This is a genomic window from Intestinimonas butyriciproducens (assembly GCF_004154955.1).
Classification (GTDB): Bacteria; Bacillota; Clostridia; order Oscillospirales; family Oscillospiraceae; genus Intestinimonas; species Intestinimonas butyriciproducens.
Window position 1 is genome coordinate 1,328,357 of record NZ_CP011524.1, and the last position, 20,696, is coordinate 1,349,052.

Annotated in this window: 24 protein-coding genes, 1 tRNA gene, 4 pseudogenes and 1 other annotated feature; of the genes and pseudogenes, 9 read left to right on the top strand and 20 right to left on the bottom strand. The window is 53.2% G+C overall.

Annotation, left to right across the window (positions count from 1 at the left end; all coding sequences use genetic code 11):
• The first annotated feature begins 332 nt into the window (after positions 1-332).
• Complete coding sequence (locus SRB521_RS06510; RefSeq protein WP_129868817.1) at positions 333-560, top strand: hypothetical protein; 228 nt, start codon at positions 333-335, stop codon at positions 558-560.
• 27 nt (positions 561-587) lie between these two features.
• On the opposite strand, the gene SRB521_RS06515 is transcribed toward SRB521_RS06510, so the two are convergent.
• The 4 genes and pseudogenes from SRB521_RS06515 to SRB521_RS06530 form a co-directional block, all read right to left on the bottom strand.
• Complete coding sequence (locus SRB521_RS06515; RefSeq protein ID WP_116721988.1) at positions 588-1,148, bottom strand: hypothetical protein; 561 nt, start codon at positions 1,146-1,148, stop codon at positions 588-590.
• 364 nt (positions 1,149-1,512) lie between these two features.
• Positions 1,513-1,663, bottom strand: a pseudogene (locus tag SRB521_RS06520) (helix-turn-helix domain-containing protein); the annotation flags it as partial.
• A gap of 18 nt (positions 1,664-1,681) precedes the next feature.
• A pseudogene (locus SRB521_RS16795) lies at positions 1,682-1,930 on the bottom strand (RNA polymerase sigma factor); the annotation flags it as partial.
• Positions 1,931-2,002: 72 nt separating this feature from the next.
• Positions 2,003-2,440, bottom strand: a pseudogene (locus SRB521_RS06530) (MerR family DNA-binding transcriptional regulator); the annotation flags it as partial.
• A gap of 268 nt (positions 2,441-2,708) precedes the next feature.
• On the opposite strand from SRB521_RS06530, the pseudogene SRB521_RS06535 reads away from it, so the two are divergent.
• Positions 2,709-3,263: pseudogene (locus tag SRB521_RS06535) on the top strand (IS5 family transposase); the annotation flags it as partial.
• A 492-nt stretch (positions 3,264-3,755) separates the two neighbouring features.
• Here SRB521_RS06535 and SRB521_RS16090 read toward each other — a convergent pair.
• The 4 genes from SRB521_RS16090 to SRB521_RS06550 form a co-directional block, all read right to left on the bottom strand.
• The gene (locus tag SRB521_RS16090) at positions 3,756-3,920 is read right to left on the bottom strand and encodes a hypothetical protein (RefSeq protein ID WP_165366587.1); all 165 of its coding nucleotides are present in this window, start codon (positions 3,918-3,920) and stop codon (positions 3,756-3,758) included.
• 10 nt (positions 3,921-3,930) lie between these two features.
• A complete protein-coding gene (locus SRB521_RS06540) occupies positions 3,931-4,245 on the bottom strand; it encodes a hypothetical protein (protein WP_116721990.1) in 315 nt (104 codons plus the stop codon).
• A gap of 52 nt (positions 4,246-4,297) precedes the next feature.
• Complete coding sequence (locus SRB521_RS06545) at positions 4,298-4,591, bottom strand: hypothetical protein (RefSeq protein WP_116721991.1); 294 nt, start codon at positions 4,589-4,591, stop codon at positions 4,298-4,300.
• Between the two features lie 76 nt (positions 4,592-4,667).
• Positions 4,668-4,937 carry a hypothetical protein gene (locus tag SRB521_RS06550; protein ID WP_116721992.1) on the bottom strand — a complete coding sequence of 90 codons (270 nt, stop codon included), beginning with the start codon at positions 4,935-4,937 and terminating at the stop codon, positions 4,668-4,670.
• A gap of 451 nt (positions 4,938-5,388) precedes the next feature.
• Here SRB521_RS06550 and SRB521_RS06555 point away from each other — a divergent pair, with 451 nt between their 5' ends.
• From SRB521_RS06555 to SRB521_RS06565, 3 genes are read left to right on the top strand one after another with little or no spacing between them, the layout of a single operon-like run.
• Complete coding sequence (locus SRB521_RS06555) at positions 5,389-5,592, top strand: hypothetical protein (RefSeq protein WP_242976549.1); 204 nt, start codon at positions 5,389-5,391, stop codon at positions 5,590-5,592.
• Positions 5,589-5,807: a hypothetical protein gene (locus tag SRB521_RS06560; RefSeq protein ID WP_116721994.1), complete on the top strand. Its 219-nt coding sequence runs from the start codon at positions 5,589-5,591 to the stop codon at positions 5,805-5,807. The genes SRB521_RS06555 and SRB521_RS06560 overlap by 4 nt, the downstream gene beginning before the upstream one ends.
• Positions 5,804-6,052 carry a type II toxin-antitoxin system RelE family toxin gene (locus tag SRB521_RS06565; RefSeq protein WP_116721995.1) on the top strand — a complete coding sequence of 83 codons (249 nt, stop codon included), beginning with the start codon at positions 5,804-5,806 and terminating at the stop codon, positions 6,050-6,052. Before SRB521_RS06560 ends, SRB521_RS06565 begins: the two co-directional genes overlap by 4 nt.
• A 238-nt stretch (positions 6,053-6,290) precedes the next feature.
• Here the strand turns inward: SRB521_RS06565 and SRB521_RS06570 are convergent, their stop codons facing one another.
• The 5 genes from SRB521_RS06570 to SRB521_RS06590 form a co-directional block, all read right to left on the bottom strand.
• Entirely contained in the window at positions 6,291-6,695 is a 405-nt protein-coding gene (locus tag SRB521_RS06570) for a terminase small subunit (RefSeq protein ID WP_165366588.1), read from the bottom strand.
• 11 nt (positions 6,696-6,706) lie between these two features.
• Positions 6,707-7,459, bottom strand: coding sequence for a sigma-70 family RNA polymerase sigma factor (locus SRB521_RS06575; RefSeq protein WP_116721997.1), 753 nt, complete (start codon positions 7,457-7,459; stop codon positions 6,707-6,709).
• Positions 7,460-8,185: 726 nt separating this feature from the next.
• Positions 8,186-8,419, bottom strand: a complete 234-nt coding sequence (locus SRB521_RS06580) for a hypothetical protein (protein WP_116721998.1) — start codon at positions 8,417-8,419, stop codon at positions 8,186-8,188.
• 175 nt (positions 8,420-8,594) lie between these two features.
• Positions 8,595-8,972 carry a hypothetical protein gene (locus SRB521_RS06585; RefSeq protein ID WP_129868818.1) on the bottom strand — a complete coding sequence of 126 codons (378 nt, stop codon included), beginning with the start codon at positions 8,970-8,972 and terminating at the stop codon, positions 8,595-8,597.
• A 43-nt stretch (positions 8,973-9,015) separates the two neighbouring features.
• Entirely contained in the window at positions 9,016-9,195 is a 180-nt protein-coding gene (locus SRB521_RS06590) for an excisionase family DNA-binding protein (protein WP_116722000.1), read from the bottom strand.
• 169 nt (positions 9,196-9,364) lie between these two features.
• On the opposite strand from SRB521_RS06590, the gene SRB521_RS06595 reads away from it, so the two are divergent.
• Together SRB521_RS06595 and SRB521_RS06600 are read left to right on the top strand one after the other, a co-directional pair.
• Positions 9,365-9,913 carry a helix-turn-helix domain-containing protein gene (locus SRB521_RS06595; protein WP_116722001.1) on the top strand — a complete coding sequence of 183 codons (549 nt, stop codon included), beginning with the start codon at positions 9,365-9,367 and terminating at the stop codon, positions 9,911-9,913.
• Positions 9,914-9,915: 2 nt separating this feature from the next.
• On the top strand, positions 9,916-11,178 hold the full coding sequence (locus SRB521_RS06600; protein WP_116722002.1) for a site-specific integrase: 1,263 nt from the start codon (positions 9,916-9,918) through the stop codon (positions 11,176-11,178).
• Between the two features lie 78 nt (positions 11,179-11,256).
• Here the strand turns inward: SRB521_RS06600 and SRB521_RS06605 are convergent.
• Positions 11,257-11,330 (bottom strand) — tRNA-Gln (locus tag SRB521_RS06605).
• A gap of 88 nt (positions 11,331-11,418) precedes the next feature.
• The gene (locus SRB521_RS06610) at positions 11,419-12,138 is read right to left on the bottom strand and encodes a Bax inhibitor-1/YccA family protein (RefSeq protein WP_116722003.1); all 720 of its coding nucleotides are present in this window, start codon (positions 12,136-12,138) and stop codon (positions 11,419-11,421) included.
• A 121-nt stretch (positions 12,139-12,259) separates the two neighbouring features.
• Positions 12,260-12,493: a binding site (T-box leader), on the top strand.
• 213 nt (positions 12,494-12,706) lie between these two features.
• Between SRB521_RS06610 and leuA the strand changes: the two genes are divergently transcribed.
• The gene (gene leuA, locus SRB521_RS06615) at positions 12,707-14,392 is read left to right on the top strand and encodes a 2-isopropylmalate synthase (protein ID WP_075704096.1); all 1,686 of its coding nucleotides are present in this window, start codon (positions 12,707-12,709) and stop codon (positions 14,390-14,392) included.
• Positions 14,393-14,455: 63 nt separating this feature from the next.
• Here the strand turns inward: leuA and SRB521_RS06620 are convergent, their stop codons facing one another.
• The 5 genes from SRB521_RS06620 to SRB521_RS06640 all read right to left on the bottom strand — a co-directional run bounded on the left by SRB521_RS06620 (position 14,456) and on the right by SRB521_RS06640 (position 19,627).
• The gene (locus tag SRB521_RS06620; protein WP_033116489.1) at positions 14,456-15,430 is read right to left on the bottom strand and encodes an ABC transporter ATP-binding protein; all 975 of its coding nucleotides are present in this window, start codon (positions 15,428-15,430) and stop codon (positions 14,456-14,458) included.
• The gene (locus SRB521_RS06625; RefSeq protein WP_116722004.1) at positions 15,427-16,437 is read right to left on the bottom strand and encodes an ABC transporter ATP-binding protein; all 1,011 of its coding nucleotides are present in this window, start codon (positions 16,435-16,437) and stop codon (positions 15,427-15,429) included. Before SRB521_RS06625 ends, SRB521_RS06620 begins: the two co-directional genes overlap by 4 nt.
• 16 nt (positions 16,438-16,453) lie before the next feature.
• A complete protein-coding gene (locus SRB521_RS06630; RefSeq protein ID WP_033116491.1) occupies positions 16,454-17,290 on the bottom strand; it encodes an ABC transporter permease in 837 nt (278 codons plus the stop codon).
• Between the two features lie 11 nt (positions 17,291-17,301).
• The gene (locus tag SRB521_RS06635) at positions 17,302-18,246 is read right to left on the bottom strand and encodes an ABC transporter permease (protein ID WP_033116492.1); all 945 of its coding nucleotides are present in this window, start codon (positions 18,244-18,246) and stop codon (positions 17,302-17,304) included.
• 145 nt (positions 18,247-18,391) lie between these two features.
• A complete protein-coding gene (locus SRB521_RS06640; RefSeq protein WP_116722005.1) occupies positions 18,392-19,627 on the bottom strand; it encodes an ABC transporter substrate-binding protein in 1,236 nt (411 codons plus the stop codon).
• A 200-nt stretch (positions 19,628-19,827) separates the two neighbouring features.
• Between SRB521_RS06640 and SRB521_RS06645 the strand changes: the two genes are divergently transcribed.
• Positions 19,828-20,220 (top strand): hypothetical protein, encoded by a 393-nt coding sequence (locus tag SRB521_RS06645; RefSeq protein WP_129868819.1) that lies wholly within the window; start codon positions 19,828-19,830, stop codon positions 20,218-20,220.
• Positions 20,221-20,696 lie beyond the last annotated feature (476 nt).

Here is a 20,696-nt window from a genome sequence, read left to right on the forward strand (position 1 = left end):
GGAAATCACAAAGAACTCCCTCCTCCTCTCTCTTAAAAAAGAAATACGGGTCCGTTGGGAAGCGGACCCGTATTTCTTTTTTCAATTTATGGTACAATGATGGACGATCATAGGAAAGGGCATTCGTCGCAGCGGCCCATCAGGGAGCGCTGTGCCTGACGATCCGGGCGGAGCATGAGGTGGACTAAATAAGCTCCAGCGGAAGCTAGAAGAGCTGGCAATGGCCGAGGCCGGGCGGGCGGGCCTGTAGGTCGGGTTTGGCGAGTGCGGTGTGTTCCCCAATCATCCGGCCTGCGCGGAGAATGTACGCGCCGCACACCCGGGCCTTGGGTGTGCCTATCTGTGATATGCCGGAGGCGATGCGTGGGTCGGAGGACTTTGGGCACTATCTGAAGCAGATATCCGGCGCGCTGTTTCTCCTCGTGAATGGGGAGGAATATCCCCCCATTCACGCCGAACAGTTCGATTTTCCGGACGATGAGATTGAGACGGCGGTGGAGATATTCATGGCTGTCTTGAAGGGCGCGGATATACCGGTCGGAGAGGAAAAAAGCCTGTAGTATCAAAACTACAGGCTTTTTTGCATATCAAGCACCGGGTTTCCGCTTGTACAGGATCGGAATATCATATCCAAAGGTGCGCTTTCCATTGAGCTCCATTGTTTCGGATACTTCCAGCATTTCGTCGGAAAAACGCTCAAATAATGTGAATTTGAGGACCGGGGAAAACATGCTCACACTACCGCCCTCCCATACGCCGTCCTTTTGTGTATACAGAGCGGGCGTAAATTTTTCTGACTCCTTCAGACTGGAATATGCCACAGCCCGCAGCGCCTGATACGAAAATGACGCTTTATTGTAGCCTTCAGGGATCTCGTAAGAGGTAAGCTTGATTTTATCCCCTTCTTCCGTGAACAAAAAGAGGTGGGAAGAGGAATTGGTCTTCCCTGCCAGGGTATAGTAGCTCTCCTCGACCAGAAAGAGACCGGAAAAATCCGCGGGGAGCCCAAGAATCTTGTCGTTACATGCCGTGTTTACATGCTCAGCGTAGGGAAAGTCAGCGATGCCCTGGCGCTGAAGCGCAGCAAGTTGTTCGGAATTATCAAATCTTCCGGATAATCTATCGACGAATGCCCTTAAATGGTCCATTGGAAATCCTCCTGGTAGATCAATATGACATAACGATATCATGATATTATGAATTTTTCTACCAGGGGGAAGGAGAAAAGACAAAAAGCCGCCCCTCCCGTCAAGGGCGGCGGGAAAAGGTCAGAAGCGGCACTGGCCGCGCCAAGGTTGCATTTAACCCCTCCGATGATGACAGCTCTTTTTATGGGAGCAAGTGCTCTATGATGCGGTAAAGCCGTTCAGGTGGAAGCTCACGGAAATTAAAAAGTTCGACCATCTTTTCGACAAAGATCCTGTCGCAGGAGATATCCTCCTCCTCTATAATAAAAAATTGAGGGCGAAAGCAGTCTGCTGCGTTCGCCCTCTTGCCTGCCTTTGCTACCTGTTACCGGTCAAAACGGAATTTCAATATGGCTTCTGTCAATTTTGCTTTTAGCTTGTTCTGTGTATCGTCATTGATATGCCCCTTATAACATAGACAGGTATTTGATGTGTGGGGTGTAGTGCCGCAATACTGCGTCTACCGCTTCCTGCTCCTCGTGTTCCAATCTCTCCTATTCTTTTCGTAACTGTTTCAGTGCAACATCTCTTCTGCGGTTTATCAAACTTCTGCAACGCCCATACAGTCTGCCGATTGCTCCGTCACGATAACCGAGGAAGTAATAAATCAATAGGACTTCCCGCCTTAGTTTCGGCAATCTTGATAATACCGTTGCGAATCGTTCATTGTCAACGATCACTTCTTTTCCAAACACAAGAAATACAGCCGGCTTGTCCTGTTTTTCAAAGTAACTATCCATAGCAATACCTTACAATACCGCCGTATCCATGAAAACTGTCCTGCCACATAAAAACGGCGGCTTTGGTTGTTATTTCATTTCCCAATTTCGGAGAGTGTCCATAGGAATATCAAGCAGTTTTGACACATCTTTTCGCTTCAAATGTTGAGCGTTTCCCCCGATACCGCCGGATAAAATCTGCTTCACAATTTCAATGGCTTCTTCCGCGTTTCGGCGTTCCTATCCGATTTGTTTCAAGTAGTTTTCTGTAAGAGCAATGGTTGTGTCAAAATCACCTGTCGCTGATACCGTAATCATTTGTGCAATTTTCTTCCTTAACCCGTTCTGCAAAACCTCTACTTGAAATGCAAGACGTATCAGCTTACATTGCTTTATATGAAATTCTGTAAATACACGATAACCATTTGACAGACGTTCCGGCTTAGATATCAGTTTCAGTTTTTCATATAATCGTACTGTGTTTGGGTGTATTCCGATGATTGCGGCAACCTCCGCAGTTTTATATGTGTTCACGATTTCCCACCTCCATTCTCTTCCAATATACCATAGCCAAAAAGTCTGGTGTGATAGTGTAGGGTTCTATTTTACCATAGAAAATAAAATTAGTAAGATTGTGTTGTTTGATATTGGCATTTCCAGAACCTCCCCGGATTAGGCCTTGTTTGAAAAATAAGAGTTGCACAATAAAGCAAGTTATGCGAAGCTAGGGGCATGAAACGATATGAATTAACAAAAGAACAATGGGAACGAATCAAGCCGCTGCTGCCACCGGAAGAAACGTGGAAGCGGGGCCGTTCCCCGGAAGGATAACCGGACCATGCTCAACGGGATGCTCTGGATTGTCCGGAGCGGTGCTCAGTGGCGTGAGCTGCCGGCGGCCTATGGCCCCTGGCAGTCTGTGTACGCACGATTCTCCAAGCGGCGGGATGACGGCACACTGAAGGCGGTATTTCACGCGCTGTCCGGGGACGCGGACATGAAGAATCTGAGCGTAGACTCCACTTGCGTAAAGGTACAAGAAAGCGCCAATGGCGGGGAAAAGACAGCGGATAAGGCGGTTGGCCGTACCAGAGGTGGGTGGAACACAAAACTCCACGCGGTCGTGGACGGTTTGGGAAACCCGGTGGAGTTCCTTCTCTCCGCTGGAAATGACCACGATTCGGTTCACGCTGTTGAACTACTGGAAAAAGTCAGGATCAGAGGGAGTGCCGTACTGGCAGACCGGGCATATGGTGCTCGGGCAATTCGGGAAGATATCTCAGCGCACGGGGCCAGCTATGTGATTCCGCCCAAAAGCAATGTCTCCGATCCCTGGCCGGTTCTCTGGGCAGGATAAAAAGGGCGCCAAACTATGGAAAACACATTATGTTTCCGCACAAGTTTGGCACCGTTATGACTACTTGAAACCGACGGCTATTCTCTACATCTTCTTGGTATACCTATTGGGGGCACGTCACTGTTGCCAATCTACAGAAAACTTAAAAGCATTACCCAATGGAAAATACACATGTCAAAACTGCGTAAACCAAGATAAATAAAAGAAAGTGGCTTACCTTTCTGGGGGAGTCACTTCCTTTTCATTTTCTTTATTTTTGAGGAATAAGGGTCAAACCACAAAATGGCATAAAAAAACCTTGGAACCATTGCAGTTCCAAGGTTTTTTGTGGCAGCGGGAGAAGGATTCGAATTATTAAATTGAGTAAATACGGTGTGAAATTACATTATTTCTGGTTACAATAAGCAAGAAATGTTTTGTATTCGTGCAAGGTTGTGTCATGGAAATAAAGTGAATTATATCGTCTAAGGGGTATTTTGTGGGGTGGGTATCTCACTTTGGCTTTGGGAAAAAGGGATGCTCTCCCGGCGCAACAAAGGCGGAAATATCAATACATGGCGTCCTATTGTATTCCCGCTGAAACTGTTCCATAGTTTCAATGCCGAAGTATTCACGTAGCATTTCCCACAGGGCTTCCACGCGCTCTTTCGTTGTCATAGCTTCCCTCCTATCCTGTTTTTCTCCGCGCTCTTTGGGAGGCGAGCACCTGTTCCCGGTTTGCCAGGTAATAGGCCCGCTTCCGGGCGGCCTCCCGCTCCCTGTTGGACTCCCGGTATGCCTTACCACGGGCCGCCAATTCCTCCTTTCGCCTCAGATACCTGGCGTGATTGGCCTTCCTAACTGCAACACGCTCCGGGAAAAGAAGGTCTTCCACCAGTTCGAGGGCTTTCCAATCTTCGTGTGTCATGGGCGATGCGTCCACCATGGCGTCATACCGCCGCAGTTCCTCCAGCTCTTCCGGCTTAAATAAGGCTGTTTTCATCTTTGGCCCCTCCCCTCTCGAGGGGGAAGGCGTGGCCCTCCCCCTATCAGTATCATGCAACGCCAGACACCAGAAAGCCGGGGCGGGTCATGCTCATTCCGTCCTGGATGCCAGCCCTGTAAATGAAATGCAGCTCAAGATCACGCAGGCGATTAAGCGCATCAAGCAATGTTTGCTCCGGGCTCCCACTGGCGAGACCATTCTCCCCGGCAAGGGCCTCATACGCATCATTATAAACCTGCTGGGCCTTGATATATTCGGGGGAGCTCTGGAGTTCCTGAAGGAATCCGCCGCCCTCCATGCGGTCATAGAGCATATTAGTGAAAGCACGTCCAAAGTCGTTCATGTCTGTTCTCCTTCATTTTATTTTGCGGGTGGGGCCTGGTGCGCCCAATCTTCCAGGCCCCTTCTCCGCATATATCTCATGCCACACAGAAGCGGCGGGTGGTGGTCTCCCGGGTGAACGCCTGGGCCACATCGGGAAGGGCCTTCTTCAGGGCGGCGGTGTCGATTCTGGAGGAGGTAACGGCCTTCCAGGTGATGTGGTACTCCCCGGCCTGGATGCTGTCCTTGTCTCCCATGGCGGCCTTGATGGTGTCCTTCAGGGTTTCCGCCTCCGCTTGGGCCTCCTCGATCAGCGCTTGGAGCTCGCGCAGCTCCCTGACCTTGCTCTCGATCTCTTGACTACTCATCGAAACTCCTCCTCACATGTTCTCCAGGATGAAAATTGCCCACCGCAGGGCAGCCGCCCCGTCCACGTCCTTCTCCTGCTCCGCACGGTGAAGAAGGCGGTATAGGTTGTCTATTCGCTTCTGCTCCAGCATTTTTGTACCGTCCTTGCAATTGGATCAAGCGCCGGGGGGCTGTTAAGTCTTCCTTGCCTTTCTGTGTGACTTCTATCCTGTCCCGGTCTTACCTCGCGCTCCCTATTGGTTCTACCGCTTTGGCTTGATCCTGTTGTGTGGTCCTTTTCTATGGTCTTATTATACTATCATTGCGCAATAATATCAATTGGAAATACACACAATATTGCGCAATTATATTTGTGAGATTTAATCATTGCGCAATATGGACTTTTGGTGTATAATATACCTACAATGGAAAGGGTATTGACAAATAAAAATGCCCCAGGGAGGGATAGATATGCCGGCGTCAAAAGCGCAGCAACGGGCTCAGAATAAATGGATTTCAAAGGCATATGACCGTATCAACCTTACCGTCCCCAAGGGCCGTAAGGAGACCATACAGGCCCACGCGGCGGCCCAGGGTGAGAGCGTCAACGGATTCATTGGCCGGGCTATTGAGGAGGCCATGATACGGGATCAGAAAGGAGGCGTCAGCCAATGAGCAACCGGGAAAAGTGCATTGATATTCTGAACAGCTTTAGCGAGGGGCAGCTCGCCAATATAGCCGCCATGCTCCAGGCGGCACGGGACGCAATCAGTGAAGCGGCAGATGATGCTTTTTGCAATGCTCTGTATGAGGAATACAAGATGGACCCAGACAGGGGCCAGGCGGTCAGCCTGGAGGATGTTGCAAAGGAGCTGGGGGTGTCCCTGTGAGCTATAAAATAGTGCTTGAAAAGCCTGCTGTGAAATTCCTCCAAAAGCAGCCACAGGCACAGCGTGAGCGCCTTTTACGGGCCATTCAGGGTTTGCCGGACAACGGAGATATTAAGCCCATGAGTGGTCACAGCAACCTGTTTCGGCTCCGTGTTGGCTCCTACCGGGTGATCTACACCATTGAGGGAATTTTGTTGATTGTGCGGGTGCTGACGATTGGCAACCGTGGGGACGTTTATAAATAACACAGAAAGCCGGGGATCATCTTCCCCGGCTTTTCGTATGCGTAAATGCAGAGACCAGTCCCGAAGCGTAAGGCATCAGTTTTTGAGATAGTAGCGGCTATCTCGGCAGCAGGGTCTTTCATCCTGCAACTGATACTTACGATTCAAGACTGGCTCCGCAAGTAACCACAGTTATTTTACTTCGCAGGCGCAAGATGGTCAAGCGTTTCTCTGCGGTCTCTATCGGCTTTCCGGTCTATTACCACGGGTCCCCGTCAAGCTGTGCAAGTTGCCGCAGTTCTTCCGTGGTTAAATCTCTCATAGCCGCCTGGATTGATATATCCCCGTCTATTCCAACCCGATCCAGGAAGGCCCCGTAGGATTTCGCCAGCAGCTCCGACGCCTTCAGCCGCTCCCCGGTCCTGGCCCCGCCGTCCCTCATGGTAGCCGTCCAGAACCGGCGTATTTCCTCCACGTCGGCGGTATTGGCCGCGCTGATTTCTTTATTTCGCTGTTCAAGATATTCCTGCACGTCAGCAAAAGTCAACAGCCTTTGTCCAGTGCTCCGGGCAGTTTTGGAGCTGTAACCGGCTTCCACCGCCGCTTTCGTCGCATTTCCGCTCAATAGATAGGCTTCGCAGAAAGCCCGCTTTCGCTGGTTCATGGTTCTCCTCCTTACGTCAGTTTGAGGGCCACCCGCTCCGTGGCTGATTCCCCGGTTTCCTTCCATCGCCGCACACTGACGCCCTTAATGGCCTCAGAGGGTATATCTACATCGTCATAGCCATGTAGCAGCTCTCTGAGTGCGCGAGTTTGTGAGCAATGGCGCAGCCGACGCAATACCCATTTATGGTCTCGCTCAGCTCCCTGCTTGCTAGTGTACCCAGCCAACTCCGCCGCCTCTGTCATCGACCGGCCTTCAAAGTACATTTCAGATATGAGCCGTTTCTTTCGCGCATCGCACAAGCCATTTAAAGCCGCCTCTAAGGCGTCATGTGCTGCATGGATGTAACTTTCCTCCTCCACAGCTAAGAATGGCTCCTGGGCCCTGGAATCAGCCAGTAGATCATGCAGTGTCCCGACCTCCGGGTCATCTGTCAAAGGAGCATCCAGACTGTCGGCGTAAACGGTGGCATCTCTTCTGGTACTCCTCACCCCGGCCACCGCCGCAAATTCCTTTTGGATTGCCCAGATCAGGCAGGTAAGGAACTTCGCCCCCCGCTCCGGCTCATAGTCCTGGACCGCCGCCAGCATAGCAAAATACCCGGCCTGTATCAGATCGTCAACGTCCGCGCAGTGGTTTTCCATGTTCCGCGCGTACCGTTTGGCCCTCATTTCAACGTATCGCCGCACCTGCTCCCACAGCTCCGGTATGTACTCCGCCTCGCCGTTTTTTATGCGTAGCGCCAATTCTTCATTGCTTATCACTTGCGGCACCCTCTATTCTGTGATATAGTCAAAGGGTACTGGACGGCAACTCCATTCGGTTTTCTTCAGAGACGGTGTGCTTGTAGTGGGGCGGCACCGCTTCTCCTCGTTCGGCATCATCAAAATTAAAACTCCCAAGGTGGTAAAGCGTCGGCGTAAGCCGGCGATTTTTTGTATTCTCCGTAAGGAGAATACGGTTATATATTGGTTCTGGTTATGGTTCTGGTTATGGTTATGGTTACGAGGGATTTTCACATGATTTTCACCGGATTTTCACGGGATTGTCCGTAGGACGCACGGAAAATTCGGTGGTTTTAGGCCTCCGAGGGGATAAACACGAACTGAGCGTTCCCATTGATGAAGTCCTGGCGGCCAACTGCCTCCAGCTCTGTGATGACGCCAGAGGCACCGTTCGGGAGCCACGGGCGCCCACAGGCGGCGAGTAGTGGCCGAGCCGGGGATCCCACCGCCCCGAGGAACGCAGGGAGCCCGCAGCAGGCAAGGGCGACCGCAGCGGCCCAGGCGAGGGCCAGGGGACCGAGCCGGGCCGGGCCGCAGCACGGCCAGCAGCGAGGCGGAGGGGGGCGTAGGCAGCGGCGCAGCGAACAGCGGAGCCAGGCCGACGGGCGGCGGCCAGAGCGGAGGGGGCCGATGGGCAGCGGGGACGGGTGCCCCGGCAGCGTCCGCAGAACAGGTTGAGCGGGAGCTATGCGGCCCCCGCTCTCGTTATGTGCCCAGGAGTTCAGAGGCTTCCTGAAGCACAGAAGATAGCTCGTGAAGGCGATCCCGAAACACCTGATATTCCGGGGTAACCTGGAGAAAATCAAACGCTTCATCAATGCTGCTCATAATGCGGTCTATCCTGGGCCGGAACTGTTCGCCAATGGGTAAAGCCTCTATGCGCCTCTGGAGCTCTATGGCAGCCTCCCGGGCTGCTTCCAATTCTTCCAATGTGGTCAAATTTCATTCCTCCCACTCTCATGTTGAGGTGTCCGTGGACTGTCACGGTGACAGTCCGTTTTCTCCCCCCATACCCCCCGTATACCGTATATCCTCCACGGTTATATACTGGTTCTGGTATTGGTTATGGTTATGGTATTGGTTATGGTTATGGTACTGGTTACGAGGGATTTTCCTACGGACTGTCCGGCGGACAATCCTGCGGACTCTGTTTGCGCACCTCTTTTCGCTTTTTCCTTTTTCTTTCAGCGTCATAGGCCTTCTTTTCAAGGAACTTATACCATTGCTCCTGCCATTCATCCCAGTCGTGGAGATATAGTACGCCGTCTATGTTGTCTATCCACCCTGTGGATATTAGAGCTTCTACAAGCCGCCGATGATCTGTTTCTGCGCTCAACATATCGGACGGGATAGCGGCGGCTATTGTCCGGGTATCTGCATATTTTATTTCTCCAGTGCAATCTGCATTATGAAGGCCCCAGATCCAAAGAGTTACCAGGACTCCCAGGGCCTCTGCTTTAGATACTCCGGCCGCCTTTGCCAGCTTCCGCAATTTTGGTCCGTTCACTCCATCATGTACGCTTACCCACGCCATATTAACCAACAGACACGGCCTGTTCTTCCAGCCAGCGCTTCAAGCCATCAATCGGAATCACAACACGACGACCGATGCGGACGGCCGGGAATCCCTCCTTGTGAATCAGCTCATAGGCTTTCGGCCTGCTTACTCCAACGACGTTCGCCATCTCTTCAACTGTAATGGTCAGCTTTTCCAAACTGCTTACCCCCTTAAAATAATCCGATTACACGAAATGTTCTCTAAAATTACTATTGCGAACATAATGTGTTTCTGATATGATGCTATCAAGTAATATTTGGTTTGGCAATACCAAAGTTACCTAAATGGTAACTTGAGAACAAAAGTGGACTTTTGGGGGTATTTACATGGAGCATGAGAACAAAAAAGCATCAAAGGTGCGGCGTGATATTGGTTGCCGAATTGGTCGAGTCAGAGAAAAACGTGGCCTCACACAGTCTGCGCTTGCGTCCCTAATAGGGGAGTCTCCCCGCACTATCACGCATTGGGAAAATGCAACGCGTGACATAAGAACTGAAGGATTGATAGCCCTTTCAAAAGCCCTCGGTGTTTCTGCTGACTATATTTTAGGGCTTACAGATGTAGAAACCCCTAACCAGACTATCCAGGCCATACATAAGGAAACCGGTCTTTCCGAAGCAGCAGTCGAAGCCCTTATTTCTGTAAATTATTACTTCGATACGGGCTCTTGGAAAATGCTTGCATTTATCAGTGATCTAATCACTGCCCCCGGAGGATTATGGGAGGCTATTTCAAACAACGCCGGTAGATATGTGACGCTCTCTAGAAAAAGTCCGCTTACCTCCGAAGAATACGACAAAATGCTTGTGTCGCTTTTTGCTTGTCAAGAATTTATGAAAGAATTTGTTAAAGGGCTTAATTGGGAGGAGAAATGAACATGGCACGAAAGACAACCCGCAATGCTCAGGGAGCGGGAAGCCTCCGGCAGAGGGCGGACGGAACATGGGAGGCCCGATATACCGTAGGCCGGGACCCTGGCACCGGGAAACAGATCAGAAAGTCTGTCTATGGGAAAACACAGAAAGAAGCACGGCAAAAGCTGGCCCAGGCTGTGGCAGCGCTTGATACGGGGACGTATTTTGAACCGTCAAAAATGACAATGGAACAATGGCTTGACATCTGGACAAAGGAGTATATGGGTGATAAAAAGTATCTGACCGTCAAGCACTATAAAGCCCAGGTGGAAGCCCACATTAAGCCCGCTCTGGGTGCGGTGAAGCTGTCCCAGCTTGCGCCCCATACTATCCAGAAATTCTACAACGATCTGCTCAAAACCGGGCGGTCTATTCCGAAGAGGGACAAGGACGGGAAGGTCTTGAAGAAAGATGGAAAGACGGTCTGTGAATCCGCTCCTATGTCTGCAAAATCTGTCCGCAATGTCCACGGCATCCTCACGAAAGCCCTCTCTGTGGCTGTCAGTGCGGGTTACCTCCGGGACAACCCGGCTGACCGCGTTACTTTGCCCCGCGTAGAGAAAAAAGAAATTCACCCGCTCACGGATGAGCAGGTGAAAAACTTCCTCCAGACGGCAGCAGGAGACGAATATGAGATTATCTTAAAGCTGATTCTCTTTACTGGCCTACGGGAAGCTGAGGCCACCGGACTAACATGGGATTGCGTGGACTTTAATGATGGGACAGTCAAGGTGTGCAAGCAACTCCAAAAGCGACCGTTGAAGGATGGTGGCTTCACTTTTGCTCCGTTAAAAAATGATAAAGTCCGTGTTTTAAAGCCCGCTCCCTTCGTCATGGACCTTCTCAAACGCAGGCAGAAGGAGCAGGGCGCCCAGCGTCTCAAGGCTGGGCAACTGTGGCAGGGATGGAGCACAGCAGAGGAGCGAAAAACAGCATTAGTATTCACTACGGCCACCGGCGGGAATCTCAGCCCACAAACGGTCTATAACCATTACAAGAAGCTGGCCGTTCAGATCGGAGCACCAGACAGCCGGGTCCATGATCTTCGGCATACCTTCGCCGTCCTCTCCCTACAGAACGGGGATGATGTGAAGACTGTTCAGGGCAATCTGGGCCATGCTACGGCGGCCTTTACCCTGGACGTCTACGGCCATGTTTCGGAGCGCATGAAGGAGGACAGCGCCGCCAGGATGGAGGAGTACATAAAAGAGCTTGTAAACCGGTAAGGGGTAAAGATAGGGGTATTCAGCACTTTTATAACATAGCAAAAACCCTGGAACCGTTGTGGTTCCAGGGTTTCCTCATGGCAGCGGGAGAAGGATTCGAACCCTCACAAACAGAGTCAGAGTCTGTCGTGCTACCCTTACACAATCCCGCTATTTCGCACCCACTATCGCGGGCACGAATGATATTATAGCAGGTTCACAAAGAATGTCAATACCTTTTACAAAAAAGATGGAAATAGGTCAATCCTTGCGGCGGCCCAGGAAACGGAGAAGGTAGAGGAAGAGGTTGATAAAGTCGAGATAGAGTTGGAGTGCGGAGAAGATGGAGGCCTTCCGCAGCATCGCAGCGTCCCCGCTATAAAAAGCGTAGTAGGCACGGATCTTTTGTGTGTCATAAGCGGTGAAGCCCAGAAAAACTGCGATACCGATCAGACAGTAGGCCCGGTCCAGCGCGCCGAGGAAGGGGAGAAACAGGGAGACTATGCCGAAGATCAACAGGAAAATGAGACCGCCCAGGAGAATGGGGCGGAGGCGGGAGAGATCCGTTTTCGTAAAGTGACCGTAGAGGGCCAGCACGCCAAAATAAAGGGATGTCGCACCGAAAACCAGAATGAGGCTCAAAACATCAAAAATGATAAAGTAGGCGGAAAAAACGATTCCATTGATCCCGGCGTAGAGAAAAAAGAGAACGCGGGCCATGGGCACGGAGAGATGCTGGATGCGGGCAGAGAGGAAGAAGACGACGGCCACTTCCGCTACCAGCAGGACGATGTGGAAATAGGGAATGGCAAAGACGTAGACGATCACCCCCGTCAGGTAGCCGCCTAAAGCGACGCCGAAGGTGACGAGAAGACCGAGGAACATCCAGAGGAAGGTCCTGGCCGTATAGGCGCCCAGAGACTCTCTCTGCCCGTACTGCTCCTGGTACCGTTCAGAGTCATAAAAATTGCTGTGGTCCATACAAATATCACATCTCTTTCAAATCGGGATAGCTATTACTATAGACTATCTTGCCCGAAAAGGAAAGCAGATTTTATTTTTTGCTTGACAAGAGTTCCTAAATCTTCTAGAATAAACACAATCAAAGGCGATGAAGGGAAGAAGACCTGTATATCCCGCTCAGAGAACCGGTGGTTGGTGTGAACCGGCGCGGCGAGTGCAGGTGTAAACTGGCCCCAGAGCCGTCTGTCTGAACCGCGAGTAGGATGGAACGTGCGGCCGCGTTACTGGCCAGGGCCTTGCTGGAGGCTGACGAGGGCCGACCGGGTAACCGGCGGTTGAATCAGGGTGGTACCGCGTACTATACGCCCCTGACCGTAATGGTCGGGGGCGTTTTGCTATGCTAAAGCAAGGCAAAAGGGCCATGCGCCGCCTATGGCGGCACGGCCTGGAACCAAAGCGCGTGGGCCGGGACGGCCCACATGCGCAAAACTTCATGCACCCGCTTTTGCCTGTTTATCGTGGCGCGCCAATGGCGCATGAAGTTTTATACCCCCGCGCAGCAAATTGAAAAAGGAGGCACCTTATCATGGTCAAAGATCCGAAAAACAAGTATATCCCCTTTGTACCCATCAAGATGGAGCATCGCGCATGGACCGACCGTCAGATCACCCACCCTCCCGTCTGGTGCTCCGTGGACCTGCGGGATGGAAACCAGGCCCTGGTTGATCCGATGAATGTGGAGGAAAAGCTGGAGCTCTTCCACACCCTGGTGGATATCGGGGTGAAGGAGATCGAAGTGGGCTTCCCCTCCGCTTCCGAGACGGAATATGAGTTTCTCCGGGCGCTCATCGACGGCCACCACATCCCGGACGATGTCACCATCCAGATGCTGGTCCAGGCCCGCCCGCACCTGATCCGCAAGACCTTTGAGGCCATGGAGGGAGCGAAGAATGTGATCCTCCATTTTTATAACTCCACCTCTACGCTGCAGAGAAAAGTGGTGTTCCACAGCGATATGGACGGCATCATCCAGATCGCCGTGGATGCGGCCAAACTGATCCGCGAGCTCTCCGAGCCGGTAATCCGTGGGGGGACCAATTTGCGGTATCAGTATTCTCCTGAATCCTTCATGGGGACGGAGATGGACAATGCCGTGCTGATCTGCCAGCGGGTACTGGAGGAATTGGGGGCCACGCCGGAGAACAAAGTGATCCTGAATCTGCCCTCTACGGTGGAGAACTGCATGCCCAACTATTTTGCCGACGAGATCGAGTACTTCATCGAGCATTTGCCTTCCAGAGACTGTGCCATTATCTCCCTGCACCCCCACAATGATCGAGGGGAGGGTGTAGCCACGGCGGAGATGGGCCTGCTGGCCGGGGCTGAGCGTATGGAGGCGACCCTGTTTGGAAACGGAGAGCGGACCGGCAACGTGGATATGGTCACCCTGGCCATGAACATGTACACCCAAGGGGTCAACCCCGGCCTGGACTTCTCCAATATCAACCAGATCCGGAGCGTATATGAGCGCGTCACCAAGATGAAGGTAGGGGAGCGGCAGCCCTATGTGGGAGAGCTGGTCTTTACTGCATTTTCCGGGTCGCATCAGGATGCCATCAACAAAGGCGTGCAGTACATGCGGGAGAGCAACTCCACGCTCTGGGAAGTGCCTTACCTTCCCATCGATCCGTCGGACGTGGGCCGCCAGTATGAGCCGATCATCCGGATCAACAGCCAGTCCGGCAAGGGCGGCGCGGCCTTTGTGATGCAGGCGAATTTCGGATACGATATTCCCAAGGCCATGCAGCCGGAGTTTGGACAGATCGTCCAGGTGGAGACGGACCGCGTGGGTACCGAGCTCAAGCCGGAGCGTATCTATGAGCTTTTTCGGGACGCCTATATCGACATTGATGCGCCGTATCGGCTGATCAAGCACGCTTTCCGTGAGAGTACGGATGGAACGGGAGTTTCCCATGTCACCTTTGAAGGGACGCTCTCCCACAAGGACACGGTCTTCCAGGTATCCGGGGAGGGAAATGGCCCGATCGACGCCTTCTTCAACGCCATCCACGGGCAGAAGATGGACCGGTTCACCTTTGTGGATTATAAGGAGCACGCGATCCAGGCCGGCTCTGACTCGATGGCGGTGGCGTATATACAGCTTCGGGACGCACAGGGGACCGACCATTTCGGCGTCGGCGTGGATCACAATATCAATCTGGCCCCCCTGCGCGGTATCCTCTCCGCGATCAATCGTGCGGTAGGAAAATAAAAAACGGCGGAACGGGATAAAAAATCGGAGCCTTCCTCAGGGAAGGCTCCGATTTTTTTATTCTCAATCATAGAGATGACAGGCGACCCAGTGACCAGGCGAGAGCTCTCTGGATTCCGGCACCTGCTCCTTGCAGGCCGCCGTACAGTGGGGACAGCGGTTGTGAAAGGCGCAGCCGGGGGGAGGGGAGGCGGGACTGGGGACGTCGCCCTCCAGGCGGATACGCGCTTTTTCCTCCGATGGGTCCCGCTTGGGGATCGCGGAGAGAAGGGCTTGGGTATAGGGGTGCATGGGGGTGTGGTAGACATCTTCGGTATCCCCCAACTCCATGATGCGGCCCAGATACATGACGCCGACCCGATTGCTGATGTGGCGGACCACATTGAGGTCGTGAGAGATAAAGAGGTAAGAGAGCTTCAGGTCTTTTTGAAGTCCCATGAGCAGATTGAGAATCTGGGCCTGGATGGAGACATCCAGGGCGGATACGGGCTCGTCGGCCACGACGAAGCGGGGCTTGGTGATGAGGGCCCTGGCAATGCTGATGCGCTGCCGCTGCCCGCCGGAAAACTGATGCGGGTATCGCTCCAACTGCTCGGGGGACAGACCGACCGCCTGGGAGATCCACAGGACTTGCTCGTCCATCCCGGCCTGAGAGAGAGAAAAATGGGTCTTCAGGGGCTCCTCCAGCAGCTTCCGCACCGTCATACGGGGATTCAGGGAGGCATAGGGGTCCTGAAAGACCAGCTGCATATCCCGGCGCTTCTGCCGCATGGACTCTTTGTCCAGGGCGCACAGATCCTGACCATCGAAATAGATATGTCCGGAAGTGGGTTCGATCAGCCGCAGGATCGTGCGGCCCGTGGTGGATTTGCCGCAGCCGGATTCGCCCACCAGGCCGAATGTCTCCTGCTCCCGGATCTGAAAGGAGACGTCTTCTACGGCATGGACGTAGCCCACGGTTTTCCGGACGACTCCCCCTTGAATGGGGAAGTAGGTCTGGAGGTTCTGCACGTCCAGGATGACATTGTGTCCGCTCATGCTGTCTCCTCCTTTGGCGTGTCCGCATGGAGCCAGCAGCGGCATAGATGTCCGGGAGAGATCTCCGACAGCACGGGGGCCCGATTGCGGCAGATGTCCATACAGTGCTCACAGCGGTCGGCAAAGCGGCAGCCGGCGCTGAAATTTCCCGCCGTGGGCACCGTGCCCTGGATGGTATAGAGCTCCTGCTGCGCGCCGCCCAGGGAGAGGACAGAGCGCAGCAGGCCAGCGGTATAGGGATGTGCGGGCGCGTGGAAAATCGTGTTCACATCGGACTGCTCCACCACCTGACCGGCATAAAATACCGCGACCTCTTCACAGGTCTCTGCGATGACCCCCAAATCGTGTGTGATCATGATGACAGAGGTATCGTAGCTCTCCCGCAGCTCGTTCATCAGGTCCAGGATTTGGGCCTGTATGGTCACATCCAGCGCGGTGGTGGGCTCATCGGCGATGAGAAGGCGGGGATTGTTGATGAGCGCAATGGCAATCATCACACGCTGCAGCATGCCGCCGGAGAGATGGTGGGGATAATCCTTTAAAATCTGCTCCGGACGGGGGATTTTAACTTTCCTGAGCATTTCCAGCGCAGCGTCATGCATTTCCGCCTTGCTCAGGCTGGCGTGAAAGAGAAGAGATTCGCAAATTTGTTCCTCGATGGTGTACATGGGATCCAGCGCGGTCATGGGTTCCTGAAAAATCATGGAGATGTCCCGGCCCCGCAGCTTGCGCAGCTCGGCCTTGGAGAGACCGGTGATTTCCACCTCGCGTCCGTCCCCCTGCTGGAAACGGATGGAACTGCCCTGACCCAGCGAAAGGGGAAAGGAGAGGAGGCCCATGATGGAGGAACAAGTGATGCTCTTGCCGCAGCCGGATTCTCCCACGACGCCGAAGTTTTGCTTTTTGCGGACCGTGAGGTCCACACCCTCCACCAGCTTGACCGGCGGTTTCCGCCTGCCTTGGGGGAGCTCGATGGAGAGGTTGCGTATTTCCAACAGATGATCCATATTCCTGACCTCCCCTTTAAAGCTTCAACTTGGGGTCCAGCACATCGCGGAGGCTGTCGCCCAGGATATTGAAGAGAAGGATGGTGACGATGATAAAGAGAGCGGGAAAAACGGCCATCCAGGGGGCCTGTTCCATAAAGGTCCGCGCTTCAGACAGCATGGAGCCCCAGGAAGGGTCCGGCGGTTGGATGCCCAGGCCCAGGAAGCTCATGGACGCCTCGGTAAGAATGGCGCTGGAGAGGGCCAGGGTAGCCTGAACAGTGAAGGGGGCCACGACGTTGGGAGAGATGTGGCGGATCAGGATCGCGCCGGTCCTGACGCCCACGGACTTGGCGTTCTGGACATACTCCAGCCCCTTGGCGGAGATGACCGAGGCGCGGACCGTCCGGGCGAACACGGGAATATTGACGATGCCGATGGCAATCATGGTGTTCACCAGCCCGCGGCCCAGCACTGCGGAGATAAAGATGGCCAGCAGGATGGAGGGAAAGGCGAAAAAGATATCCATCACACACATAATGACGCGGTCCACCCAGCCCTCGAAATATCCGGCGATGAGCCCCAGGACATAGCCTGCAGTGGCGGCGATGCCCACGGCGATGATGCCAACCTGCAGAGAGACGCGGGCGCCGTACAGGATGCGGCTGAAAATGTCGCGTCCATAATTATCCGTCCCGAACCAAAATTCGGAACTGGGAGGCGCCTTGGGGAGGCCAACCATTTTTTCCGGGCCGAAATGGGATAGCTGGGGGGCAAAAACCGCCATCAGAATGACAAGGAAAATGCCCAGCATACCGATCCGCCCCATCGGGTCGCGCCAAAGCTCCCGTAGGATCTGTCCAAATCGTTTCATGGCGGATCACCTCAGTCGTAAGAAATACGCGGGTCGATATAGGCGTAGAGCAGGTCGGTCACCAGATTCACCAGCACGTAGACAAAGGCGATGAACAGGACACAGCCCTGCACCACGGGGTAGTCCCGCTGATTGATGCCGGTCAGCGTCATCTGACCAAGGCCGGGCAGGGAAAAAATCTGCTCCACAATGACGGCGCCGCCCAGCAGGGAACCGATCTGCATGCCGATAAGGGTAATGATGGGGATCAGGGCGTTGCGCAGGGCATGCTTGAAAATGGCCACGCGTTCACTGGCGCCCTTGGCACGTACTGTCTTGATGAAGTCCTGACGCAGCACTTCCAGGACGGAGGAGCGGGTCATGCGCATCACCGATCCGGAGATGCTCACCCCCAGGATGGCGGCGGGGAGAATCATGATCTGGAGATTGCGCAGCGGGTCCTCGAAAAAACCGACGTAGCCCAGCGGGGGGAAGTAATTGAAGGCCAGGGAAAGTACCAGAATCAGCAGGATGGAGAGGGCGAATCCGGGGACGGAGACGCCCAGCAGGGCAAATACCCGCACGAAGCGGTCGGCAAAGGTGTTGCGCTTCACAGCGGCCAAGACACCCAAGGGGATAGCGATGCACCAGGAGATCACGGCCGCCATGATTGTGAGCTCCGCGGTGACCTTGAAGCGGCTGAGGATCTCGGGGAGGATGGGGGCGGAGGTGCGGATGGATTCGCCGAAGTCTCCGTGGAGGACACCGACGATCCAGTCCAGGTATTGGACGATATAGGGCCTGTCCAGCCCATATTTGGCGGCCAACTGGGCGCGGAGCTCCGGTGTGGCTTCCACACCCAGAATACCCGAGATGACATCGCCGGGAATCATTTTCATGACGGCAAAGATGAGGACGCTGATACCAAACAGAACAGGGATGAGCTGTAGGATGCGGCGGATCGTATAGTTTTTCATAGTGTCACACTCCCGGCAAGCCATTGAGAATTGACAATGCCCAACCGCATATCCGGCGATTGGGGATTGTCAGTCCTCAAAGACGGAGATAGAGAGGGATGAGGCAGAGGACTTTGTCCGCTGCCTCATCCCCGCAATACAGAGATTACTGGGCCAGATAGGTGTCGCGGAAGTTGCTGGCGTCGGCGGAGGAGGGGGCGAAGCCTTCCACGTAGGAGGCGGTCACAAAATACTTCATGGGGCTGGCGATGCAGATCTTGGTGCAGTCCTCGATGCAGATGAGCTGGGCCTCATTGTAGATCTCCTCGCGTTTGGACTCGTCGGTGGTGGCGATACCCTGGGCGCAGAGCCCATCCACCCGCTCGTTGGAGAAACCGAACACGTTGGCGCTGGCACCGGTGCCGAAGAAGAAGGAGATGGAGCGGTTGGGATCGGTGCCCGCGCCGTCGTTGACGATCATCAGGTCAAAACCGGCCTCAGGGGTGCTCATTTTGCCCCAAATGTCCACGTATTCGCCGGACTCCAGATTGGTGATCTCCAGGTCGATGTATATCTCGGCCAACTGCTGCTGGAGAACCACAGCGGCCTGACGGATGGAGTCCATGAGGCCGGCCGCCACTTTCAGGGTCAGACGGTTGCCGTCGTTGTAACCGGCGGCCTCCATCAGTTCCTTGGCTTTCTCCACATTGGTCTGGTAGAGCTCCATGTCGGAGACGTCCAGAGACCAGTGTCCCAGTCCGGGAGGCACCATGGAACAGGGGACGGCCTGCCCGCCGAAGACCACGTTGATGATGGCGTCGCGGTCCATGGCATAGCTCATGGCCTGGCGGACGTTGATATCCTGGAGGGCGGGGGTGGAGAGGTTGCAGCCCAAGGCGATGTAGTCGTTGGTCTGGTAGCTGATGACGTTCAGATTCGCCTCTTTCTCCGCCGCGGCAATGTTGGTGGCGGACAGGCTTGCAAAGTCGATCTCCCCGGTGCGGAGGGCGGCCAGCCGGGCGGCTTCATCGCCGATGAGGAAGTAGGTGATGCCGTCAAGCTGGACCCGGTCGGCGTCCCAGTAGTCGGAGAACTTGGTGATGGTCACGTAGTTGTCGGGCAGCCACTCCCCCAGGGTAAAGGGGCCGGTGCCGCCGTCCGCGCGCATCAGATCGCCGTTTTCCTCGATCACGTCCTTATCCACGATAGCACCGTAGTTGCTGGTCAGGGTGCTGAGGAAAGCGGCGTTGGGCTCAGCCAGCGTGAATTGGACGGTATAGGTGTCCAGGGCCTCCACAGCGGTGACACCGCCGTAATAGCTGGCCTTGCTGCCCAGCGCGCCGATGTCGCCGGCCTCAGTTTTGCCCAGGATTCGGTCAAAGGTATATACTAGGTCGCCCATTAATAATAAACACTATTATGTATAACGCTTTTCGAAACTAATTAGACTTTTTCTTGCATATCTGTTGACAAAATGGATTAAATGTATATAATTTAAGTGTAAAAAATTGGGCACTATATATAATAAAATGAGGTGATTCCAATGCAGGATAGGCGCTATTGCAATTTTATCAATTTGATTTTAGTAAGGAGGATATAATTGTGAGAAAAATTTTAAAACAAAGCCTAGCACTGTTATTTGTAGTTGCTTTACTTGTATCAAGTAATATTTCCTTCGCTTCAGCTCAAACAATTGAGATCACTCCTCGGTCAATGAGTGTAACAATTCCGGGCAGTGGTAGCCAAAGAGTGGCTATCCCATACCTAGAAAAAGGCAACATTTTAGGAGTACGAATCACATCTACTACACAGCCTAAAGCTGATATCCTAGTTAAAATTTTTGAGTGGAACACTGGGGAGTTTGAGGACAGTAAAATTGTGTCCGGTACTGGGATAGTTTCCTTTCAATGTGTGCACACATCATATTACCAGGTCTGTTTAGAAAACTATTCAGCAAATACTGTTACAATTGAGTATGAGTTATTATTTACATAATAGGTTGATGATGAAACTTTAGTGAAGGAGCATTGAAATGAAAAGAAGTGTCTGTCAAAAGGTAGTCTCTACAATACTAATTCTCGCTTGCATTTTACCATCCGCGATGTTAAGTACTTCTGCATATTCAGAGCAAACCCTCTCTCCCACACGTCGTTATTCAATGACGCTTAAACCAGGAGAAACTAAAACTCTTAGTACCCCTGTAGTTGTTTCAGCGGGTTCGAGTGTTGTGTGGCTTGTAATTTGGACGCCAGCCAGTGCGACTATAGAGCATAGCGCAGTGGGTGAAGATGGTACCTTTGCCAGTACTTCAAATAAAGATGGCATCTTGTCGTCCACAGTTACTGCGACTACATCAGGTATCCAACATTATTATCTCCACAATCCTAGTGCATCTACGACTTTATCAATTGAGTATACTATCGAAATTAAATAAATCAAATTTAGTAGCACATAACGCCAGAAGATATGTA